A 16,956-nucleotide genomic window follows, 5' to 3' on the forward strand; every position below is an offset into this window, starting at 1 on the left:
TCTTTTTGTATGTTCAGAGTGATGAAAACACGCTTCCTAAAGTTAATAAAGTTTCTAAAACCGAAGCCCAGACGTTTGATGTCTTTGATAAGCTTATTGGTCCCCTCCAATTTTGCATTTGAGTAATGTGTTTCTAGTGCGTTTTTGATGTATGGTTTGTGTCTAAGGAAGGTCAAGCATAATTAAGATAAGAAAGAGAAACGATATGAAAACCACAATTTTTACATTTCACCCTCAATTAAAAACGGGCTCACGCATTAATAAAGAACTGGCAACAGCTGCTGCTGGAGCTGGTTATGACGTGCGAGATATGTACCAACTGTATCCCAATTTTGACATTGATGTCAAAACGGAGCAAAAGATTCTAGAGGTAAGTGATCGCATTGTACTCCAGTTCCCAATTTATTGGTACCAAACGCCAGCCCTCATGAAACAGTGGTTTGACGTTGTTTTTGAATACGGTTGGGCCTATGGTTCGAATGGTACTGCCTTACAAGGCAAGGAAGTCATGTTGGTAGCTAGTTTTGGAGCTGGGCAAGATGACTACACGAGAAACGGCCGCTTCCATGTAACAATTGAAGAGATTTTAAAGCCTATCACTACGATTCAGTATTTGACAGTTCTAACATTTCTGGAACCTCTTATCATAACTGGTACTTTAAACATGGATCAAGAGTTATTATCAAATAAAGTAAATAAATACCTACAAATAATATAAATAAGACATATCAACCCTCTATAAATGGAATATACTTTATTATTTTTCTGTTTCAAACAATAAAGCATCAATCAATATACTTGAATACTAGTGGATATTATTGAGTATATTTCATATTGTCCAATTAGGACAATACATAAAATTTTTCCTGTTTTTCCTCTATACTTTTCCTTAGGAGAAAGATTGATGTACCGACGTTTAAGGGATTTGAGAGAAGACAATGATTTCACTCAAAAATTCGTTGCCGAAAAACTTTCGTTTACTCAACGATATTCAGGAAAGATAAGAAGCATCTGAGGTCAAACTCAGATGCTTCTTTGATAGTTATTACATTTAGAATGAATCATGTTTAAAATGTTGCTGATATATTTGCCTATTCTAAGTTTAAATCTTTTTTCATTTCCATTTTAAGATTTTTGATGAAGACTTGGTCACCGAAGGCTTTGGCTAGTACGGTGGCTGTATGATAGAGCTCTGTTGCTTTATCTTTATTGTTCTCATAGAAGAGATAGTATTTTGCTTCAAAAACTATGATACCTGGTTGATAGGAATGTTGCATACATGAATGCATAATCTTATACAATTTATCTACAACAGATTTCATGTCTTTATAGTCATGATGCATGACGTAAATCCAGATTGCAGTTTTTCTATTGTTGGAATGCTGATTTATCAAGGAAAGCTTGCTATAATAGGAGATGAATAGAAGTTACTTAACGAGATAAAGTTTTTCCTTTTTCTAAATGGTTGGTTTAAGGTTGTCAGTATAGTATAATAATACTAAATGATAAAGTAGGAGAGGACGATGAAGATTTTAGCAATCAATCCTATTTCGTTTAAAAAAAGAATGATTGAATTTCTATTCGATTATCTTTTTATTATAGCTTATTTAGCTCTTCTGTTTTTAGGTTCTATGCTTATATACATTATTTTTTTTAATGGCGTCCCAGAGTTTACAGAAATTCAGTCGCAGTGGCTTGTATTTTTCACCTCTGTTTTGCCAATCACGCTCCTTTTCACATTCTTGGATTATGCAAAAAATGGCAGTTTTGGAAAGGCAAAAGCGGGACTTCAACTGGTCTACCAGAAAAAAACAGTTCAGGCTAGCTTGATCAGAAATACCATTAAATTTTTACCTTGGCAAATAGGTCATATGGGCACGATTCATGGTTTCTATAGTAATTTTGATGTATTGTCCATTATCCTCTCTATTTCGGGGACTCTCCTCGCAGTTTCCTTACTGGCAATGACGATGTTTAGAAAAGATAAGAGACATCTTGGCGACCTGCTAGCACATACGCAAGTGCAACTAAAAGAAGAATAGGGTAGAGATTGTTTATCCTATCCTTAAAGAAAAAGACAAACATAGTTAGGAAGTATTTGTATGAATGAGACTGTTGAGTTTACAAATCTTTGTATGGTAAGAGACGGCGATAGAGTTCTTGTTATTGATCGTAAAAAAAAGGACTGGCCAGGCATAACCTTTCCTGGTGGTCATGTCGAAGCGGGAGAATCATTTACGGAAGCAGTAATCCGTGAAGTGAAGGAAGAAACTGGCTTAAGGATTGCTTCTCCCCGGATTTGTGGAATGAAAGATTGGGTAGAAGACGGCATTCGTTATGTAGTTCTCTTTTATAAGACAGAAAAGTTTGACGGAGAATTAATATCCTCTGAAGAGGGGGAAGTCTGGTGGGAGGACCTGAAAGAATTGCCAAATCTAGACCTCTCTCTAGATATGGAGGATATGCTTCGTATCTTTCTTGAAGAAGACCTGTCTGAATTTTTCTACTACCAAGATGGAGAAGACTGGAAGTACGATTTAAAGTGAATTTGGATACTGATTCTTTTAATAATTAACTTGATAACTTTTTTTAGCAGTTAACCCAATGGTTGGCTGTTTTTCTTTGTCATAAATAAAAAAATAAAAATTCGTCATCAATCCTGAGTTGACTTCTTAAAATGTTATAATGAGTGATATAAAACCGTATTTAAAGAAATTGAAGTAGATAGAGGAGTTGTTCAATGTCAAACTTGAATGAAAATTTGCGCATTGTCAGTGTTAGAGAAATGATGGTAGAAAGGTTAGCGATTCCTAATTATCAGAGACCGTATCGTTGGGGAACACAATCAGCACTTAGACTGATCACAGATACTTATGAGGCGTTTAAGAATAGAATTCCAGAATATCGAATGGGGTCTGTTGTACTCCACAGAGAAAACATAAATGACGCATCTTCTAAACTTAATATTGTCGATGGCCAGCAGCGCTTAACAACTCTTTCTATTCTTTTATTTGTGGTGTATGAGATACTTCAAGAGGCATCATATGCTAATCTTTCATCCTTGCTGAATGAGGAATATAATGAACTATCTAGAGAAGCGATCGTGCATAATTTCCAAATCATCAAGCGCAAGCTAAGAGAGTTTGACGGACAAGAAGTTAAAAAGTATGCTGATTATCTTCTTGATAACTGTTCTTTGGTAAAGATTATCACGAATGATGAGCAGGAAGCTTTTCAATTTTTTGACTCCCAGAATTCTCGTGGGAAGGCTCTTTCACCACACGATTTGTTGAAATCTTATCATTTACGAGAAATGAACGATGAATCTGAAAGTGATAAGATTGAGATCATACAAGCTTGGGAAAATAAAAATCAAAGCGAACTGGAGGATCTCTTTGCAGACAATCTCTTCCCCTTAGTGAGATGGTATAAGAACAAAAATGGCCTTCATTATTCTACTAAAGATATTCAAACTTTTAAGGGAATTAAACCTTCGAACCCCCATCATTTTGCGACTTATGCTAAAGCCTCTCATCTTTATGTGGAACGTTTTAATGCTGACAAAGTGTATGAGCTAACAACTGGAACTCCTTTGAATCAATTCCAGTTAACCCAACCCTTGATTGCGGGAAAGAGATTCTTTTCATACACCTTGCATTATGCCAACCTCTATAGAGAAATTGTGAACTTGGTCGATAGTAGCTTTAATGAAGAAAAGGTCATAAAAAACGGAACTGGTGATCTCTATGTTTATAATCTCTTTATAAATATTTTGATGTTCTATGTCGACAAATTCAGTATGAAGGAATTGACACCTGCAAGATTGTCTTTTCTACATAGATGGGCTTATTCTCTAAGATTGATCATGAAAGCAGTCTATAGAGAATCGGTAAATAAGTACGCACAAGGACAATCAGATCGTATCAATAAGGGATTGAATCTCTTTGCTTTGATTTCTGAAATGCAGGATCCGATAGGGTTGGATACCATTGTTTTAGATATTATCTCAAAGGAAGCTTTCCAGAATTCCAACGTGAATAAAAAACGCTATCAAAAACTCTATGATAAAGTATTTGGAGAGGAGGACTAGTCTAATGAGAAGTGAAAAGTATATTCAACCAGATGAATTGAATGTGGACAATGTTTTTGAAAATGTCAACTATGTCATCCCAATCTATCAACGAAATTACGCATGGAGAAAAGATGAAATTGAGCAATTGCTAATGGATATTGATGATCTTGACGAAACTAATTCAAGTAAATATTACCTTGGCAGTTTAGTGGTCAATCAAGTCCAACCTCGAGTTTACGAAGTAATCGATGGCCAGCAACGCTTAACTACTTTGTTTTTGCTTCTTCGTTATCTGGATCATCCTTCTGTAGAAAGAAATCCTTTGAAATTTGAAGCTAGAGAAAAATCGAACATCACTCTAGGTGAGATCGAAACTGTAATGGATAGTAAAGAGCCTTCTCTTTATTCAGAAGAGTTAGTAGAAGGATATGAAATAATTAAGAAATATTTCCAGAGCAAAAACGCTAATGATGATTATAAAAAACGGTTTAAAGATAAGTTTTCTACTGTAACAATCATCCGAACCCAGGTTCCTCAAAATATCGATTTGAATCACTATTTTGAGATCATGAATACTCGTGGAGAGCAATTGGAGCTCCATGAAATTGTGAAAGCAAAGATTTTGGGTGCTATCAAGTCTGAAAATGGATTCAGTGAAGAGGACAAAAAAGATAAACTAATTGCAGCTACGATTTGGGATGCTTGTGCACAAATGGACAACTATCTTCAGATGGTTCTCCCAGTAAAAATACGTGAAAAACTATTTAGTGCAAATTGGGATATGCTGAGGGTGGCTGACTTCTCAGATCTTCGTGACATTTTTAATGCAGAAAATAACAGTGATGAGACTCAATTTACCTTAAAAACTATCTTGCAAGCGCCGGATCCTACTGTGTCTAATCAAATTGATGATAGGGAAGAAGAAAATGAACGGTTTGAGTCTATCATTAACTTTCCAAATTTTCTTTTGCAGGTCAATGAAGCCATGGAGATGACTGAGACGGATCGTGATAGTGGATTAGATGATAAGCGATTCCTTGACTTATTAAAGGACAGATGGGCTAGTAAAGAAAAAGCCTTGGAGTTTATCTATGCTCTTTTGAAGTATCGGTATCTATTTGATCGTTATATTATTAAAAGAGAATATATCGGTGAATACAAGGTCGAAGGGAAATGGTCTTTACAAAAGCTCGTCATGTATGAGGATAAAAAGGGGAGAAAACCATCCTATAAATCTACTTTAGACTCAATGGATCAAGAAGAAGGAACGGATAATCAACAATTACGACTCCTAGAATCTTGCCTGCGCGTGACCTATACTTCCCCTAAGACCATGCACTGGATTGCTAGAGTCTTGACGAATGTGAATAAAGAGCAAGATGGCAAACTCCTTATCCCTACCTTAGAAAAGTATTGCTGCCAAAAAATTGAATCTTCAGATTATCGAAATCGAAGTGGATTTGGTATCGATCGGATTGTCTTTACTTATTTGGATTATCTGTTGGCGAGGGATAGAGCATCTGAATTTAGCAATTTCCAATTCCAGTTCAGAAATTCTATCGAACATTTCTTCCCTCAGCACCCTATTAACGCTGATAATTCAGTGACTGTTGAAAATAGAGATCTGTTGGGGAATCTTGCTCTCATCACTGTTTCAGCCAATTCAAAGTTTTCGAATCGGTTTCCAATTGAGAAGGTTGAGCATTTTCCAAATATAATAGAGCAAAGTCCCAAGTTGAAGGCGATGAGTGACCTGCTCAAGAAATATGATCGAAAATGGGATAATAACAGTGTCAAAGAGCACAATGCTAGCATGCTCAGTCTATTAGAAACGGAGATAGAAAAGTACAAATAAGTGTTGATCTTTTCAAAATAGTGAAAAGCTAAAAATTATAGGAAAGAAGAAAACTGTAAAGTAGAAATTGCAGTTTTTCTTTTTGATAAATTGTAAAATATAGTGCAACAAAAAAACTCATAGCGTTTCATTGGTGTAAACTGTAAGTAACCACACAAACAGAACCCGAGGAAAAACTATGAGCTACTCCCATCTTACCATAACCGACCGAATAAAGATAGAAACTTACTTGGATTTAGGTTTGAAATCTTGCCAAATTGCAAGTAAACTTGGTGTCCATAAGTGTACCATTTCAAGAGAGTTAAGACGATGCCAAAATGGTTATTCCGCCGTCTGAGCACAGGAACAGTACGACCACAGGGCTAAGCAAAAGGGTCGGAAGTCTTGTTTGACACCAAAGTTGAAAAAGAAAATTGAGAAGGGGTTAAAAGCCTCTTGGTCACCTGAACAGATTTGTGGTCGCTATCAGCTTGAACAAAAGCCAATGGTAGCTTTTAAAACCATCTATAATTGGCTCTATGCTGGTTTGATTGATCTGGATTTAAGCGTCCTGCGCCGAAAGGGAAAAAGTCGACAGCCCAAAGAAACACGTGGGACATTTAGGATTGGCACGTCGATTGCCAAACGTCTTAAAGAGGTCAGGAATCGTGAGACTTTTGGCCACTGGGAGCTCGATACTGTGGTGTCTTCCAGAGGCAAAAGTAAGGGCTGTTTAGCGAACTTTCTAGAGCGAAAAACTCGTTTTTACTTAGCTTTCAAGATACCAGACAGAACAGCCAAATCCATGTTTTCAGCCATCGAACAACTTTGTAAGCTATTTCCAAAAGAGGCTCTTAAAACCTTCACTTCAGACAGGGGAAAAGAGTTTGCCTGCTATCCTCTGGTAGAGAACTTAGGAATTTCCTTTTTCTTTGCGGACGCCTATTCATCCTGGCAGAGAGGAAGCAATGAAAACGCAAATGGCTTACTAAGAGAATATTTCCCAAAGAAAACAGATTTAGCCGCTATCTCTGAGGAGGCTTTGAACAAAGCCTTATATGATATCAATCACAGACCGCGAAAATGTTTAGCTTACAGAACTGCTTGTGAAGCTCTAGAGGATGAGTTTGACTAAATGTTGCACTTATTCTTGCAATTTATCATTTTTAATCGAAAAATGAATCTTTCGGGTGGGTTCTGGATGAAGGAGTGCTAGCCTTTTGATTTTACTGGCTGCTTTTACCTAGCCTTTTGGGATTCTTAGGGATTGCTATTGTAACCATTGGTATTATTGGAAATAGCCTACTAACAGGCTCAGATTTAGCATAAGCAAGAGACTTTCGAATGGCAAATTCGGAAGTTTTTCATTTATATGAAAAATATTACAGAAAAAGATGGCATTTTCAGATTATAGTGCTATAATGATATTAAAAGTAAGCGTTTACCTTTTTAATGTAAACCCTAAAGATATTTCCGGAAACTTTGATAGGCTTATTAATAAAGGCGAATGTATTGACTTTGAATTTTTATGAAAACTGAGTTAACATTTAATGTTGCTCTAAAGAAGGAGAAGAGTCATGAATGATACTGTTTGTAAAAATTGGTTTATGCGTAAAAGTGGGAAGACATGGGTCTATGGCTGTGCCTTGGTAAGTTTTGCAGGCTTGGCCCTGGCTGGTCCTGTATATGCGGACCAAGTGGAACAGGCAACTGTGAGCCCAATACCTCAGGAGGTGGTAGCTCAGACTGATCATCAAGTTGCTCCTCAAGCGGAGCTTGCTCCTAGCACGACCAAAGAAGTCCCCCAAGTGATAGAGCCTAGCCCGTCTCTTGTTTCCGAATCTACTAAAACAGCTCAAGAGAATCCCACTCAGCCTAGTCCTAATCAGCCAAAAGAAGTCCAAACACAGGCTAGTGAGGCTGAGAAAGTACCTAACCAAACGCAAGAAGCTGATTTGAACCAGACTAGTCAAGAAACGCCAGTTGAAACCAATAGTACAAGTCCTGTTCATGTGACAGAAGATAAAACGGATTTGCCTAATAATGAAGCAGTTACCAATCTTGAAGGGATGACCGCAGATCAAAATGGTCACTGGGAAATGAAGGCTGATGGCATTCATTCAGAAGCCAAAGACAAGGGAGACTCTTTCCTTTATTCTAAATCTGAAGGTAAAAATTTTGTTTATTCTACGGATGTGACCTTCAAGGAAGTTGGTGGTGCAGCTGCCCTCATTTTCCGTGGCAACAATGATAGCAGTGACAAAAATATGTACGGGGTCAATGTGGACTCTGGGAACCATAAGGTTAAGTTTTGGCGTTGGGTCAATAATCAGGATATTCAACTTGTAGATGAAAAAGATGTGACACCAACTGCTGATGAAACCTATAATCTTAGAGTAGTTGCGGCTAATCAATGGCTATCTTACTATGTCAATGATGTGCTTGTCGCAAGTACAGGCGATTCTGTTCTTCAAAAAAGTGACAAGGGCCAACCTCAAGTTCTTCCAGAAGGTTATTTTGGACTTCTTAATTGGAATGCCAATGTTATTTTCAAAAACACCCGTTATGTCAATCTTGACGATGAGAGTCTTCCTTTGATTGACAATCTCGTAGTGACTTCAAAGACAGGTTCCGTTGAAAAACAAGCCCAATTCTTCTCCGAAGAACCGCTTCATATTCAATATGTGGGACACAATGCTGAGACAGTAGGCTTTGACATCACTAAGCATAATCCAAATGCTGTCATTAAGGTTGAAGATGCCAAGGGAAATGTTTACACAGATATTTCTCAATTGCCAGTGGCTGTCGATGCCAATTACTTTACCATTGAAAGTAGTGTGACCGATTCGCTTGGCCGTCCTGTGACCTTGACCTACCGTGTCAATATCCATCGCAGGCAGAGTGATGATGTCTATTACAACGAGCTTTACCGTGATCAGTATCATTATTCTGTTAAGGATGGCTGGGCTAATGACCCTAATGGCTTGGTCTTCTACAAGGGACGTTATCATCTCTTCTATCAATTTTACGATGATACCAAATGGGGTCCAATGCACTGGGCCCATGCGACTAGTCGAGATTTGCTTCATTGGGATGAGGAGCCGATAGCCTTCTATCCAGATGCAACAGGTCACATGTTCTCAGGCTCTGTCGTGGTTGATAGTACCAATAGCTCAGGCCTCTTCAAATCTTCGGAGGGTGGTCTGGTAGCTATTATCACTTCGAATGGTAATGGGCAACGGATTGAAATCGCCTATAGTGAGGACGAGGGTAGAACTTGGCAGAAATATGACAAGGTGGTTGCTGACTGGTCTCAAGATCCTCTTCAAAACCAAGATTTCCGTGACCCTAAGGTCTTTCGCTGGGATAACCAATGGTTTATGGTCCTTGCTGGTGGTCCACTCCGCATTTATTCCTCACCAGATTTGAAGAACTGGCAGGTTGAAACAACCTATAAGGATTTGCATACAGAATGTCCTGACCTCTATCCAATTGTGGCCAATGATGGGGCACTCAAGTGGGTTCTCTCACGTGGTGGTCGTTCTTACAAGGTTGGAGACTTTAAACAAGTGGATGGTAAGTGGGCCTTTGTAGCTGATGAAGTTTACCAAGACCATGATGAAATCATGAATTTTGGTAAGGATTCCTATGCTGCCATGACTTATTATGTGCATGATTTTGGGACAGCTGACCATCCAAACATCCCTCAATTGACTGAAATCAACTGGATGAACACTTGGGAAGATTATTGCAATCTGGTTGCAGATACTGTTGGTCAAAAATTTAATGGTACCTTTAACCTTAACCTTGACCTTGGTTTGGTTAAATCAGGCGACCGTTACCTCTTAACACAAACACCTGTTAAGGCCTATGAAAGCCTTCGTGATACAGATAATGCCCAGTATTTTGAAAATGTTAGAGTAGCTTCTGACAATGAACTGCTTAAAGATTTCTCAGGTGACACTTATGAAGTGGTTTCTCACTTTGTACCAGGTAAGGACACGACAGCAGTTGGATTTAACCTTCGCGTTGGCGATGGTCAAGCTACAAAGGTCGTTTACGATTTAACCAAGGAAACTTTGTCTATTGACCGTAGCCAATCTGGTACAATCCTTTCAGATGCCTTTGCTAAGGTGAATAGCCAACAAGTGACTCGCAATGAAGATGGTTCTATTGACTTGCATCTTTATGTGGACCGTGCGAGTGTGGAAGTCTTTGCTAAGGGTAATACGGTGGCAGGTGCTAACCAGATTTTCCCAAGTCCAAGAGCCGTTGGAGCAAGTGTCTTGGTTGAAGGTGGTCCAGCTAAAGCAAACATTGCTATTTATCCAATTAAGAGTACTTGGACTGACAAGAAGGAAGTCACTAAGGCCGTTGCCATGAACACCATAGTTGCAGGTGACTTGACCCTCGAAGTTGGTCAAAGTAAGGACTTGCAGGTTTACCTGGCACCAGCTTCTGAAGAGCAAGATGTGAGTTGGACAGTTAGTGATCCAAGTTTGGTGACATTCACTGAACATGACAATAAACTTTCTCTCAAAGCTCTTCATAAAGGTCATCTCACTGTCACAGCAACCTCAGTTGAAAATCCTTCATTGAGTAAGACTTTTAAGATTGCCATCACTCTCAATAATTTTGCGACCAACCTTAAAGGTTTGAAAGCTGTCACTGGTAATTGGTATATTGATGACGATACCCTTTACGACAGCAATGTCAGTGCCAATGACTTCTTCATGGCCTATGAAAGTAATGGCTTCAAGCAATTTGACTATGATATCGATGTCAAATACCAACATGGTTTGGTCAACCTCTTTGTAGCTGCGGAACGTGAAGAACCAGGTCGTGCCTACTCTGTCCAATTTGCTGACAATGATACTGTTCGTCTCTTCCGTTTTGGAGGTGAAACCATCGCTGAAGCTCATTTGGATAAGGCCATCAATGACGGTCAGTACCACCATGTCAAGGTTGAAAAGGGCAAGGACACCATGACAGTCTATGTCGATGGTAAGGAAGTGCTCCATCATCAATTTGATGCTGTGGATAATTACTTCAATCAAGCCCATGTAGGTGTCGGTCTTTGGGATGGAGCAGTAGAATTCAAAAACTTCTTCGTTACTGAAAAAATGACGAAAACAAGCAGTGACACCACTGACGAACCAATCAAATCTGATCCTCAGCCAGACCCTAGTCCAGAACTAAGTCCGGAAAATAAACCGGATGAACCTGAGCATCAACCTGAGGTTGCTCCAGAGCCTGGACCAACTGGACAAAATAATAGCTATGACAATACAAGTACAGTACCAAATCCATCTCAGGATAATACTGATAAGCAAGAAGAAAATAAGACTCCAGTGGAAACACCTAAGACTGTCACTCCACTAGTTGAGAACCTCCTCAAAAAATTCAACGCATTTAGTCTCTCAACCTTCCTTGCAAGTATTGCCAAAGAAACATGGCACTTTTTGACAAAATGGCTATTTAGCTAAGATCAAAACGTTGAGAGGGCTATGGAAGAAGAAAAAACTTAGAAGTATGAGTGCTTCTAAGTTTTTTTGTGATTATTCTAAAAAATCATCCAAAGATTTCTTTTGCTAATGCTTTTCCTTTCGGAGTTGCTGCTAAGCCACCTTCAGCAGTTTCACGGAAGGCAGTTGGCATAGCTGAACCGACCTGATACATAGCATCAACTACCTGGTCGACTGGAATGGCAGATGTGATACCTGCCAAGGCCATATCGGCAGCTACTAGGGCAAAGCTTGCTCCCATAGCATTACGTTTGACACAAGGAACTTCGACCAATCCGGCTACTGGGTCGCAAATGAGTCCCAACATATTTTTTAGTACAAAGCAGATGGCCTGGCTAGCTTGGAAGGGTGTTCCACCAGCAGCTATTGTAATAGCGGCAGCAGCCATAGCAGAGGCAGAGCCAACTTCGGCCTGACATCCTCCCTCTGCTCCAGAAATTGAGGCGTTATTTGCGATGACTAGACCAAATGCGCCAGCAGTGAAGAGAAAATCTAATTGTTGTGATTGGCTCAAGCCCAGTTTTTCGATAGCTGTTGTTAGAACAGCGGGCAAACAACCTGCTGATCCAGCAGTTGGTGTGGCACAAACCAAGCCCATCTTGGCGTTAGATTCATTGACAGCCATGGCATTTCTAGCAGCACCCAGAACAGCAGAATCAGCCAGGGTCTTTCCATTTTTGATATAAGCATCCAGCTTGGCAGCGTCTCCCCCAGTTAAGCCTGTCGGTGATTTCTCTGGGGACAAACCAGCCTGAACAGAATCTTTCATCACTTCAAGATTTCGAGTCATAAGAGCTAGAATTTCAGGACGTTCACGTCCAGTTAGCTCTGTTTCTGTGGCAATCATGAGTTCAGCAATGTTGCCTTGATAATCACGGTCAGCTTGTTGAACTAATTCTTCAATAGTGTAAAACATGCAATCCCCCTCTTAGCTGAAAAAGTTGACATTATGTAGATGAGGAATTCTAGCGATTTCATTGACGGCCTCATCACACTGGTGCGAGTCAATTTCTATAATCATAATGGCCTTCTCACCAGCATTTTCTCGAGTGACGGTCATCTGAGCGATATTGATACCATAACGAGATAAAATATCGGTCACAAGAGCAATCATTCCTGGAACATCTTGGTGAACAATAATAAGTGTAGGTGTATTCATTTTGAGGTTGACCGCAAAACCATTGAGCTCAGTCACTTGGATATTCCCTCCACCTATGGAAACACCAGTGGCAGAGATAGTTTTTGTAGCATTTTTTAGTGTAATACGAGTGGTGTTGGGATGCGGCGCATTACTATCTTTGTTGATTTTCCAGTAGACTTTAATGCCTTTTTCGTATGCAATGTCCAGTGCGTGCGGAATGTCAGGGTCGTCAGTCTCCATCCCTAAAATACCAGCTACTAGAGCTACATCAGTCCCGTGACCTCGATAGGTCTTGGCAAAGGAATTAAAAAGTTGAAATTCCACCTCAGTCGGTGTTTCACCAAAAATGGCAGAGACAATTTTTCCAATACGAACAGCTCCTGCAGTATGACTAGAGGAAGGTCCGACCATGACAGGACCGATAATGTCAAAAACGGATTGAAATTTTAAATTTTTCATAACACGCCTCGTTTGATTAATCTTGTATTTTCAGTATACCACGAATTAGAGAGATTCGCTGTTTAAGTAAAAATCTATAGGAATAGTAAAAAAACAACCGACTTTAAGTTTTCTTTAAGGTTCAATGGATATAATTGAAGTCTATTAAGTAAGCAATACTTATTTTTCATAAATCTGAGAGGGCGGCCTGCGGGTCGCCTTTTTGTGTTTGTTTCTTTATATGTAGCTGGATTGTGGTAAAATAGAGCCTAAAGATTTCCAGTTAGAAAGGATATACCATGACCTACACGCATTTGCTTTTCGACCTTGACCACACCCTCCTAGATTTTGACCGTGCTGAAGATTTGGCTTTGACCTACCTTCTTGAAGAGGCTGGGGTGGCTTCACGAGATCTTAAAGTTTACAAGGATCACTATATCCCCATGAATCGTTCCATGTGGGAAGATCTCAATCATGGTTTAATCACTAAGCCGGAATTGCTTCGCACGCGCTTTTCTCGTCTTTTTGAGCATTTTGGACAGGAGGTTGATGGCAGTCACTTAGCTGGCCGTTACCAGCATTTCTTGAGCCAACAGGGGCAGGAGTTGCCTCAGGCCCATGCTTTCTTATCGAATGTTAAAGACCGAGGTCACATGATATATGCAGCAACTAATGGTGTTAGCTACATCCAACGTGGTCGTCTGCAAGCCTCAAGCATCTTGCCATTCTTCGACGATATTTTCATTTCAGATGAAGTGGGTGCCCACAAACCGTCTACTGACTTTTTTGAAAAAATTTCGGATCAGGTAAATGACTTTCATTCCGATTCGGCCCTCATGATTGGTGATAGTCTAACTGCTGATATTCAAGGTGGTAATAATGCAGGAATTGACAGCATTTGGTTTAATCCAAATGGTTTGGTTAATGAGACTCCAGCTGTTCCAACTTATCAAGTCAAAAACTACCAAGAAATTTTGACAATTTTGAGCAAATAGACCACTTTTCAAATTGTATTTACCTATGACTACTAAGAGCTTTTCAGCTCTTTTTTTGCTACAATGAAAGCATGAATGATCTGATTAAACATAAGTTGGAATTGCTCCCAAACAATCCTGGGTGCTATCTCCACAAGGACAAATTCGGCAATATTATCTATGTCGGTAAGGCTAAAAATCTAAAAAATCGTGTGCGTAGCTATTTTCGTGGAAGTCATGATACCAAGACAGAGCTTTTGGTATCTGAGATTGCAGATTTTGAATTTATCGTAACCGAGTCCAATATTGAGGCCCTGCTTTTGGAGATTAATCTTATCCAAGAGAATATGCCCAAATTCAACATCCGCCTCAAGGATGACAAGTCTTATCCATTTATCAAGATTACTAAGGAGCTCTATCCAAGGCTCTTGATTACCCGCCAGGTTAAGAAGGATGGCGGTCTCTATTTTGGTCCTTACCCAGACTCTGGTGCGGCCAATGAAATCAAGAAACTGTTGGACCGTATTTTCCCCTTTAAGAAATGTAAAAATCCCGCCAACAAGGTCTGTTTCTATTACCATATTGGCCAATGTAATGCCCATACCATCTGTCACACCACTGAGGACTATTGGCAAGGTTTGGTTGAGGATGTCAAGAATTTCCTAAACGGTCATGATGATAAAATCGTTAATCAGCTTAAGGCCAAGATGAAGGATATGTCTGACCAGATGGAGTTTGAGCGTGCTGCGGAGTATCGTGATTTGATTGAGGCAGTATCGACGCTGAGGACCAAGCAAAGGGTTATCCGTCAGGACATGCAGGACCGTGATATCTTCGGTTACTACGTGGACAAGGGTTGGATGTGTGTTCAGGTTTTCTTTGTTCGCCAAGGAAAACTCATTCAGCGTGATGTCAATATGTTCCCTTATTATAATGATGCTGAGGAAGATTTTCTAACCTATATGGGTCAGTTTTATCTGGATAGTCGTCATCTCAAGCCTAAGGAGATTTTCATTCCAGGAGACATTGATCAAGAGTCTGTCGAAGCTCTAGTTGGAGATGAGGTCAAGGTCTTTAAACCTCAACGTGGCGAGAAGAAGCAGTTGGTTAATCTGGCGACGAAAAATGCCCGTGTCAGTCTGACTCAAAAATTTGATCTTCTTGAAAAAGATATAGCCAAGACCCAAGGAGCCATTGAAAATCTAGGCAAACTCATGGGAATTCCGACACCGGTTCGCATCGAGTCCTTCGATAACTCTAACATCATGGGAACGAGCCCTGTATCCGCCATGGTCGTCTTTGAGAATGGAAAACCCAATAAAAAAGAGTACCGCAAATACAAGATTAAGACGGTTGAAGGGCCTGACGATTATGCCAGCATGCGTGAGGTCATTCGTCGACGTTATAGTCGTGTCAAACGCGATGGGCTAACACCACCAGATCTTATTATCATGGATGGTGGTCAAGGACAGGTCAATGTGGCCAAGGATGTCCTACGCAATGAATTGAATCTTTCTATCCCAGTTGCGGGGCTTCAGAAAAATGACAAGCACCAAACCAACGAATTGCTCTTTGGGGACCCCTTGCAGGTCATTGATTTGCCACGGCAATCCGAGGAATTTTTCCTTCTTCACCGTATCCAAGATGAAGTTCACCGTTTTGCTATCACCTTCCACCGTCAAGTTCGTAGTAAAAATAGTTTCAGCTCCAAACTTGATGGCGTGGAGGGCCTTGGACCTAAGCGCAAACAAAAACTTCTCAAACACTTCAAGTCTATGACAGCTATCCAAAAAGCTACTGTTGAGGACATCCAAGCACTTGGCATTCCAGAAAAAGTAGCAGAGGCTCTGTTAGATAAATTAAATGATAACAATTAAGTTAGACTTTTCAAGTAACTCAGAAAAACTTGGTAGGGTGATTGATAATTCAATGATTTCCTAGGAATTCTATTTCTTGAGAGTGGGACAGAAATCGGTAATTCGTTAGAATTCGATTTCGTCGTCCCACCTCCGCACAGTTGAGTAGGGCAGTAAAAGCTGATGAAATCAGCGTAGTAGAGCCCACTCAACCACTGCGTCTTGCTCGACAATCCAAAAACAATAAAGAGGCTAGGACTTTTGTCCCAGCCTCATAATTTTGAGAAATATTAGTAAAATCCATTTGATGTCGAGAAAGAGAATGACAAACAAGTGATTGTCTTGCCTGAAGAGACGAAGGAACGGATAACGGGTGATTTGTTTGAGGGACTTTATCGGAAACGACAGATTGGATTTGGAAAACTCTTCAAGACTATCAAGAAAGAATTAGACTTAGATGATGTCGAAGATGGTAATCTTGTTCAGACTGGAGAGGATAGTCAAGAAGTATCGCGAGGTCAGGAAATTGTAGCCGTTTGGAATTGGCAGAGAAAGAATTATTTTTTACAGTTACTAAGAAATATGTTAGTCAGTTTTATTATTAGATGTATTTAATTTGCTGTAGTAATTGACAATTACGGCTGATAAGCATCCAAAAAAAATAAGTCCATATACAGTTAAAAAGACGCTAGTAATACGTCCGATTAGAGTAGTAGCTAGTATATCTCCGTAACCTACTGTTGTTGATGTGACAAAAGCATACCATAGTCCATCCCAGTAATTACTTATTTGAGGTTCAACTAATAAAAGTATTCCTCCTGAAATAAAAATAAAACTTACAAAACTTATCAAAAATTGAGTAAAACCTGTAACTTTTATAATATGAAATAGAGTATTTAAACGTTTCATTTGGTTCTCCTTTGTTATAGTGTTAATGAAAATTATAGCATACAAAAAGTGTCTAAATATGTATTTTAGACACTTTTTATATTAATTTTATGTGACTTTAAGTCCGTTTCGCTCCCAAGGTGCGAAACAAATAAACCACCCGCTATGCGGGTGCGCATCGAAGGTTATACCGTCATAACAAAAAAACTCCAAACGAGTTACAATATA

General features: G+C 39.5%; 13 protein-coding genes and 3 pseudogenes. 11 read left to right on the plus strand and 5 right to left on the minus strand.

Going from position 1 to position 16,956, the window contains the following annotated elements; translation table 11 throughout:
* Positions 1–173 (minus strand): annotated as a pseudogene (locus H7T93_RS09680) (transposase); the annotation flags it as partial.
* Between the two features lie 32 nt (positions 174–205).
* On the opposite strand from H7T93_RS09680, the gene H7T93_RS09685 reads away from it, so the two are divergent.
* Complete coding sequence (locus H7T93_RS09685; protein WP_201041932.1) at positions 206–718, plus strand: NAD(P)H-dependent oxidoreductase; 513 nt, start codon at positions 206–208, stop codon at positions 716–718.
* A 186-nt stretch (positions 719–904) separates the two neighbouring features.
* Positions 905–1,003: pseudogene (locus H7T93_RS09690) on the plus strand (XRE family transcriptional regulator); the annotation flags it as partial.
* A gap of 88 nt (positions 1,004–1,091) precedes the next feature.
* On the opposite strand, the gene H7T93_RS09695 reads toward H7T93_RS09690, so the two are convergent.
* Positions 1,092–1,394, minus strand: coding sequence for a hypothetical protein (locus H7T93_RS09695; RefSeq protein WP_173018693.1), 303 nt, complete (start codon positions 1,392–1,394; stop codon positions 1,092–1,094).
* Positions 1,395–1,523: 129 nt separating this feature from the next.
* Here H7T93_RS09695 and H7T93_RS09700 point away from each other — a divergent pair, with 129 nt between their 5' ends.
* From H7T93_RS09700 to H7T93_RS09725, 6 genes and pseudogenes are all read left to right on the plus strand, one after another.
* Positions 1,524–2,042 (plus strand): RDD family protein, encoded by a 519-nt coding sequence (locus H7T93_RS09700; RefSeq protein ID WP_070475461.1) that lies wholly within the window; start codon positions 1,524–1,526, stop codon positions 2,040–2,042.
* A 60-nt stretch (positions 2,043–2,102) separates the two neighbouring features.
* Complete coding sequence (locus tag H7T93_RS09705; protein WP_014634653.1) at positions 2,103–2,546, plus strand: 8-oxo-dGTP diphosphatase; 444 nt, start codon at positions 2,103–2,105, stop codon at positions 2,544–2,546.
* A gap of 194 nt (positions 2,547–2,740) precedes the next feature.
* On the plus strand, positions 2,741–4,090 hold the full coding sequence (locus tag H7T93_RS09710) for a DUF262 domain-containing protein (RefSeq protein WP_070475459.1): 1,350 nt from the start codon (positions 2,741–2,743) through the stop codon (positions 4,088–4,090).
* A 4-nt stretch (positions 4,091–4,094) separates the two neighbouring features.
* Positions 4,095–5,927, plus strand: a complete 1,833-nt coding sequence (locus H7T93_RS09715; RefSeq protein ID WP_070475457.1) for a GmrSD restriction endonuclease domain-containing protein — start codon at positions 4,095–4,097, stop codon at positions 5,925–5,927.
* 178 nt (positions 5,928–6,105) lie between these two features.
* A pseudogene (locus tag H7T93_RS09720) lies at positions 6,106–7,041 on the plus strand (IS30 family transposase).
* A 442-nt stretch (positions 7,042–7,483) separates the two neighbouring features.
* Positions 7,484–11,392 (plus strand): GH32 C-terminal domain-containing protein, encoded by a 3,909-nt coding sequence (locus H7T93_RS09725; RefSeq protein WP_148512553.1) that lies wholly within the window; start codon positions 7,484–7,486, stop codon positions 11,390–11,392.
* An 85-nt stretch (positions 11,393–11,477) separates the two neighbouring features.
* On the opposite strand, the gene sdaAA is transcribed toward H7T93_RS09725, so the two are convergent.
* Entirely contained in the window at positions 11,478–12,347 is an 870-nt protein-coding gene (sdaAA, locus tag H7T93_RS09730) for an L-serine ammonia-lyase, iron-sulfur-dependent, subunit alpha (protein ID WP_148512552.1), read from the minus strand.
* 12 nt (positions 12,348–12,359) lie between these two features.
* Positions 12,360–13,031 (minus strand): L-serine ammonia-lyase, iron-sulfur-dependent subunit beta, encoded by a 672-nt coding sequence (gene sdaAB, locus H7T93_RS09735; protein WP_175057628.1) that lies wholly within the window; start codon positions 13,029–13,031, stop codon positions 12,360–12,362.
* A gap of 278 nt (positions 13,032–13,309) precedes the next feature.
* Here sdaAB and H7T93_RS09740 point away from each other — a divergent pair, with 278 nt between their 5' ends.
* The 3 genes from H7T93_RS09740 (at position 13,310) to H7T93_RS09750 (ending at position 16,455) form a co-directional block, all read left to right on the plus strand.
* Complete coding sequence (locus tag H7T93_RS09740; protein WP_002891206.1) at positions 13,310–14,005, plus strand: YjjG family noncanonical pyrimidine nucleotidase; 696 nt, start codon at positions 13,310–13,312, stop codon at positions 14,003–14,005.
* Positions 14,006–14,076: 71 nt separating this feature from the next.
* Positions 14,077–15,861, plus strand: coding sequence for an excinuclease ABC subunit UvrC (gene uvrC, locus H7T93_RS09745; protein ID WP_002891205.1), 1,785 nt, complete (start codon positions 14,077–14,079; stop codon positions 15,859–15,861).
* Between the two features lie 312 nt (positions 15,862–16,173).
* Positions 16,174–16,455: a protein rep gene (locus H7T93_RS09750; protein WP_002891204.1), complete on the plus strand. Its 282-nt coding sequence runs from the start codon at positions 16,174–16,176 to the stop codon at positions 16,453–16,455.
* Here H7T93_RS09750 and H7T93_RS09755 read toward each other — a convergent pair.
* Positions 16,426–16,749: a potassium channel family protein gene (locus tag H7T93_RS09755; protein ID WP_048790114.1), complete on the minus strand. Its 324-nt coding sequence runs from the start codon at positions 16,747–16,749 to the stop codon at positions 16,426–16,428. The genes H7T93_RS09750 and H7T93_RS09755 overlap by 30 nt on opposite strands.
* Between the last annotated feature and the right edge of the window lie 207 nt (positions 16,750–16,956).

The sequence above is a fragment of the Streptococcus sp. 9.1 genome (genome assembly GCF_016648815.1).
Classification (GTDB): Bacteria; Bacillota; Bacilli; order Lactobacillales; family Streptococcaceae; genus Streptococcus; species Streptococcus salivarius_E.

Coding starts and splice junctions, on each gene's coding strand:
- sdaAB (WP_175057628.1), bottom strand. CDS start 13,031: ATGAAAAATTTAAAATTTCAATCCGTTTTTGACATTATCGGTCCTGTC.
- H7T93_RS09740 (WP_002891206.1), top strand. CDS start 13,310: ATGACCTACACGCATTTGCTTTTCGACCTTGACCACACCCTCCTAGAT.
- H7T93_RS09710 (WP_070475459.1), top strand. CDS start 2,741: ATGTCAAACTTGAATGAAAATTTGCGCATTGTCAGTGTTAGAGAAATG.
- H7T93_RS09755 (WP_048790114.1), bottom strand. CDS start 16,749: ATGAAACGTTTAAATACTCTATTTCATATTATAAAAGTTACAGGTTTT.
- sdaAA (WP_148512552.1), bottom strand. CDS start 12,347: ATGTTTTACACTATTGAAGAATTAGTTCAACAAGCTGACCGTGATTAT.
- H7T93_RS09705 (WP_014634653.1), top strand. CDS start 2,103: ATGAATGAGACTGTTGAGTTTACAAATCTTTGTATGGTAAGAGACGGC.
- uvrC (WP_002891205.1), top strand. CDS start 14,077: ATGAATGATCTGATTAAACATAAGTTGGAATTGCTCCCAAACAATCCT.
- H7T93_RS09725 (WP_148512553.1), top strand. CDS start 7,484: ATGAATGATACTGTTTGTAAAAATTGGTTTATGCGTAAAAGTGGGAAG.
- H7T93_RS09685 (WP_201041932.1), top strand. CDS start 206: ATGAAAACCACAATTTTTACATTTCACCCTCAATTAAAAACGGGCTCA.
- H7T93_RS09700 (WP_070475461.1), top strand. CDS start 1,524: ATGAAGATTTTAGCAATCAATCCTATTTCGTTTAAAAAAAGAATGATT.
- H7T93_RS09715 (WP_070475457.1), top strand. CDS start 4,095: ATGAGAAGTGAAAAGTATATTCAACCAGATGAATTGAATGTGGACAAT.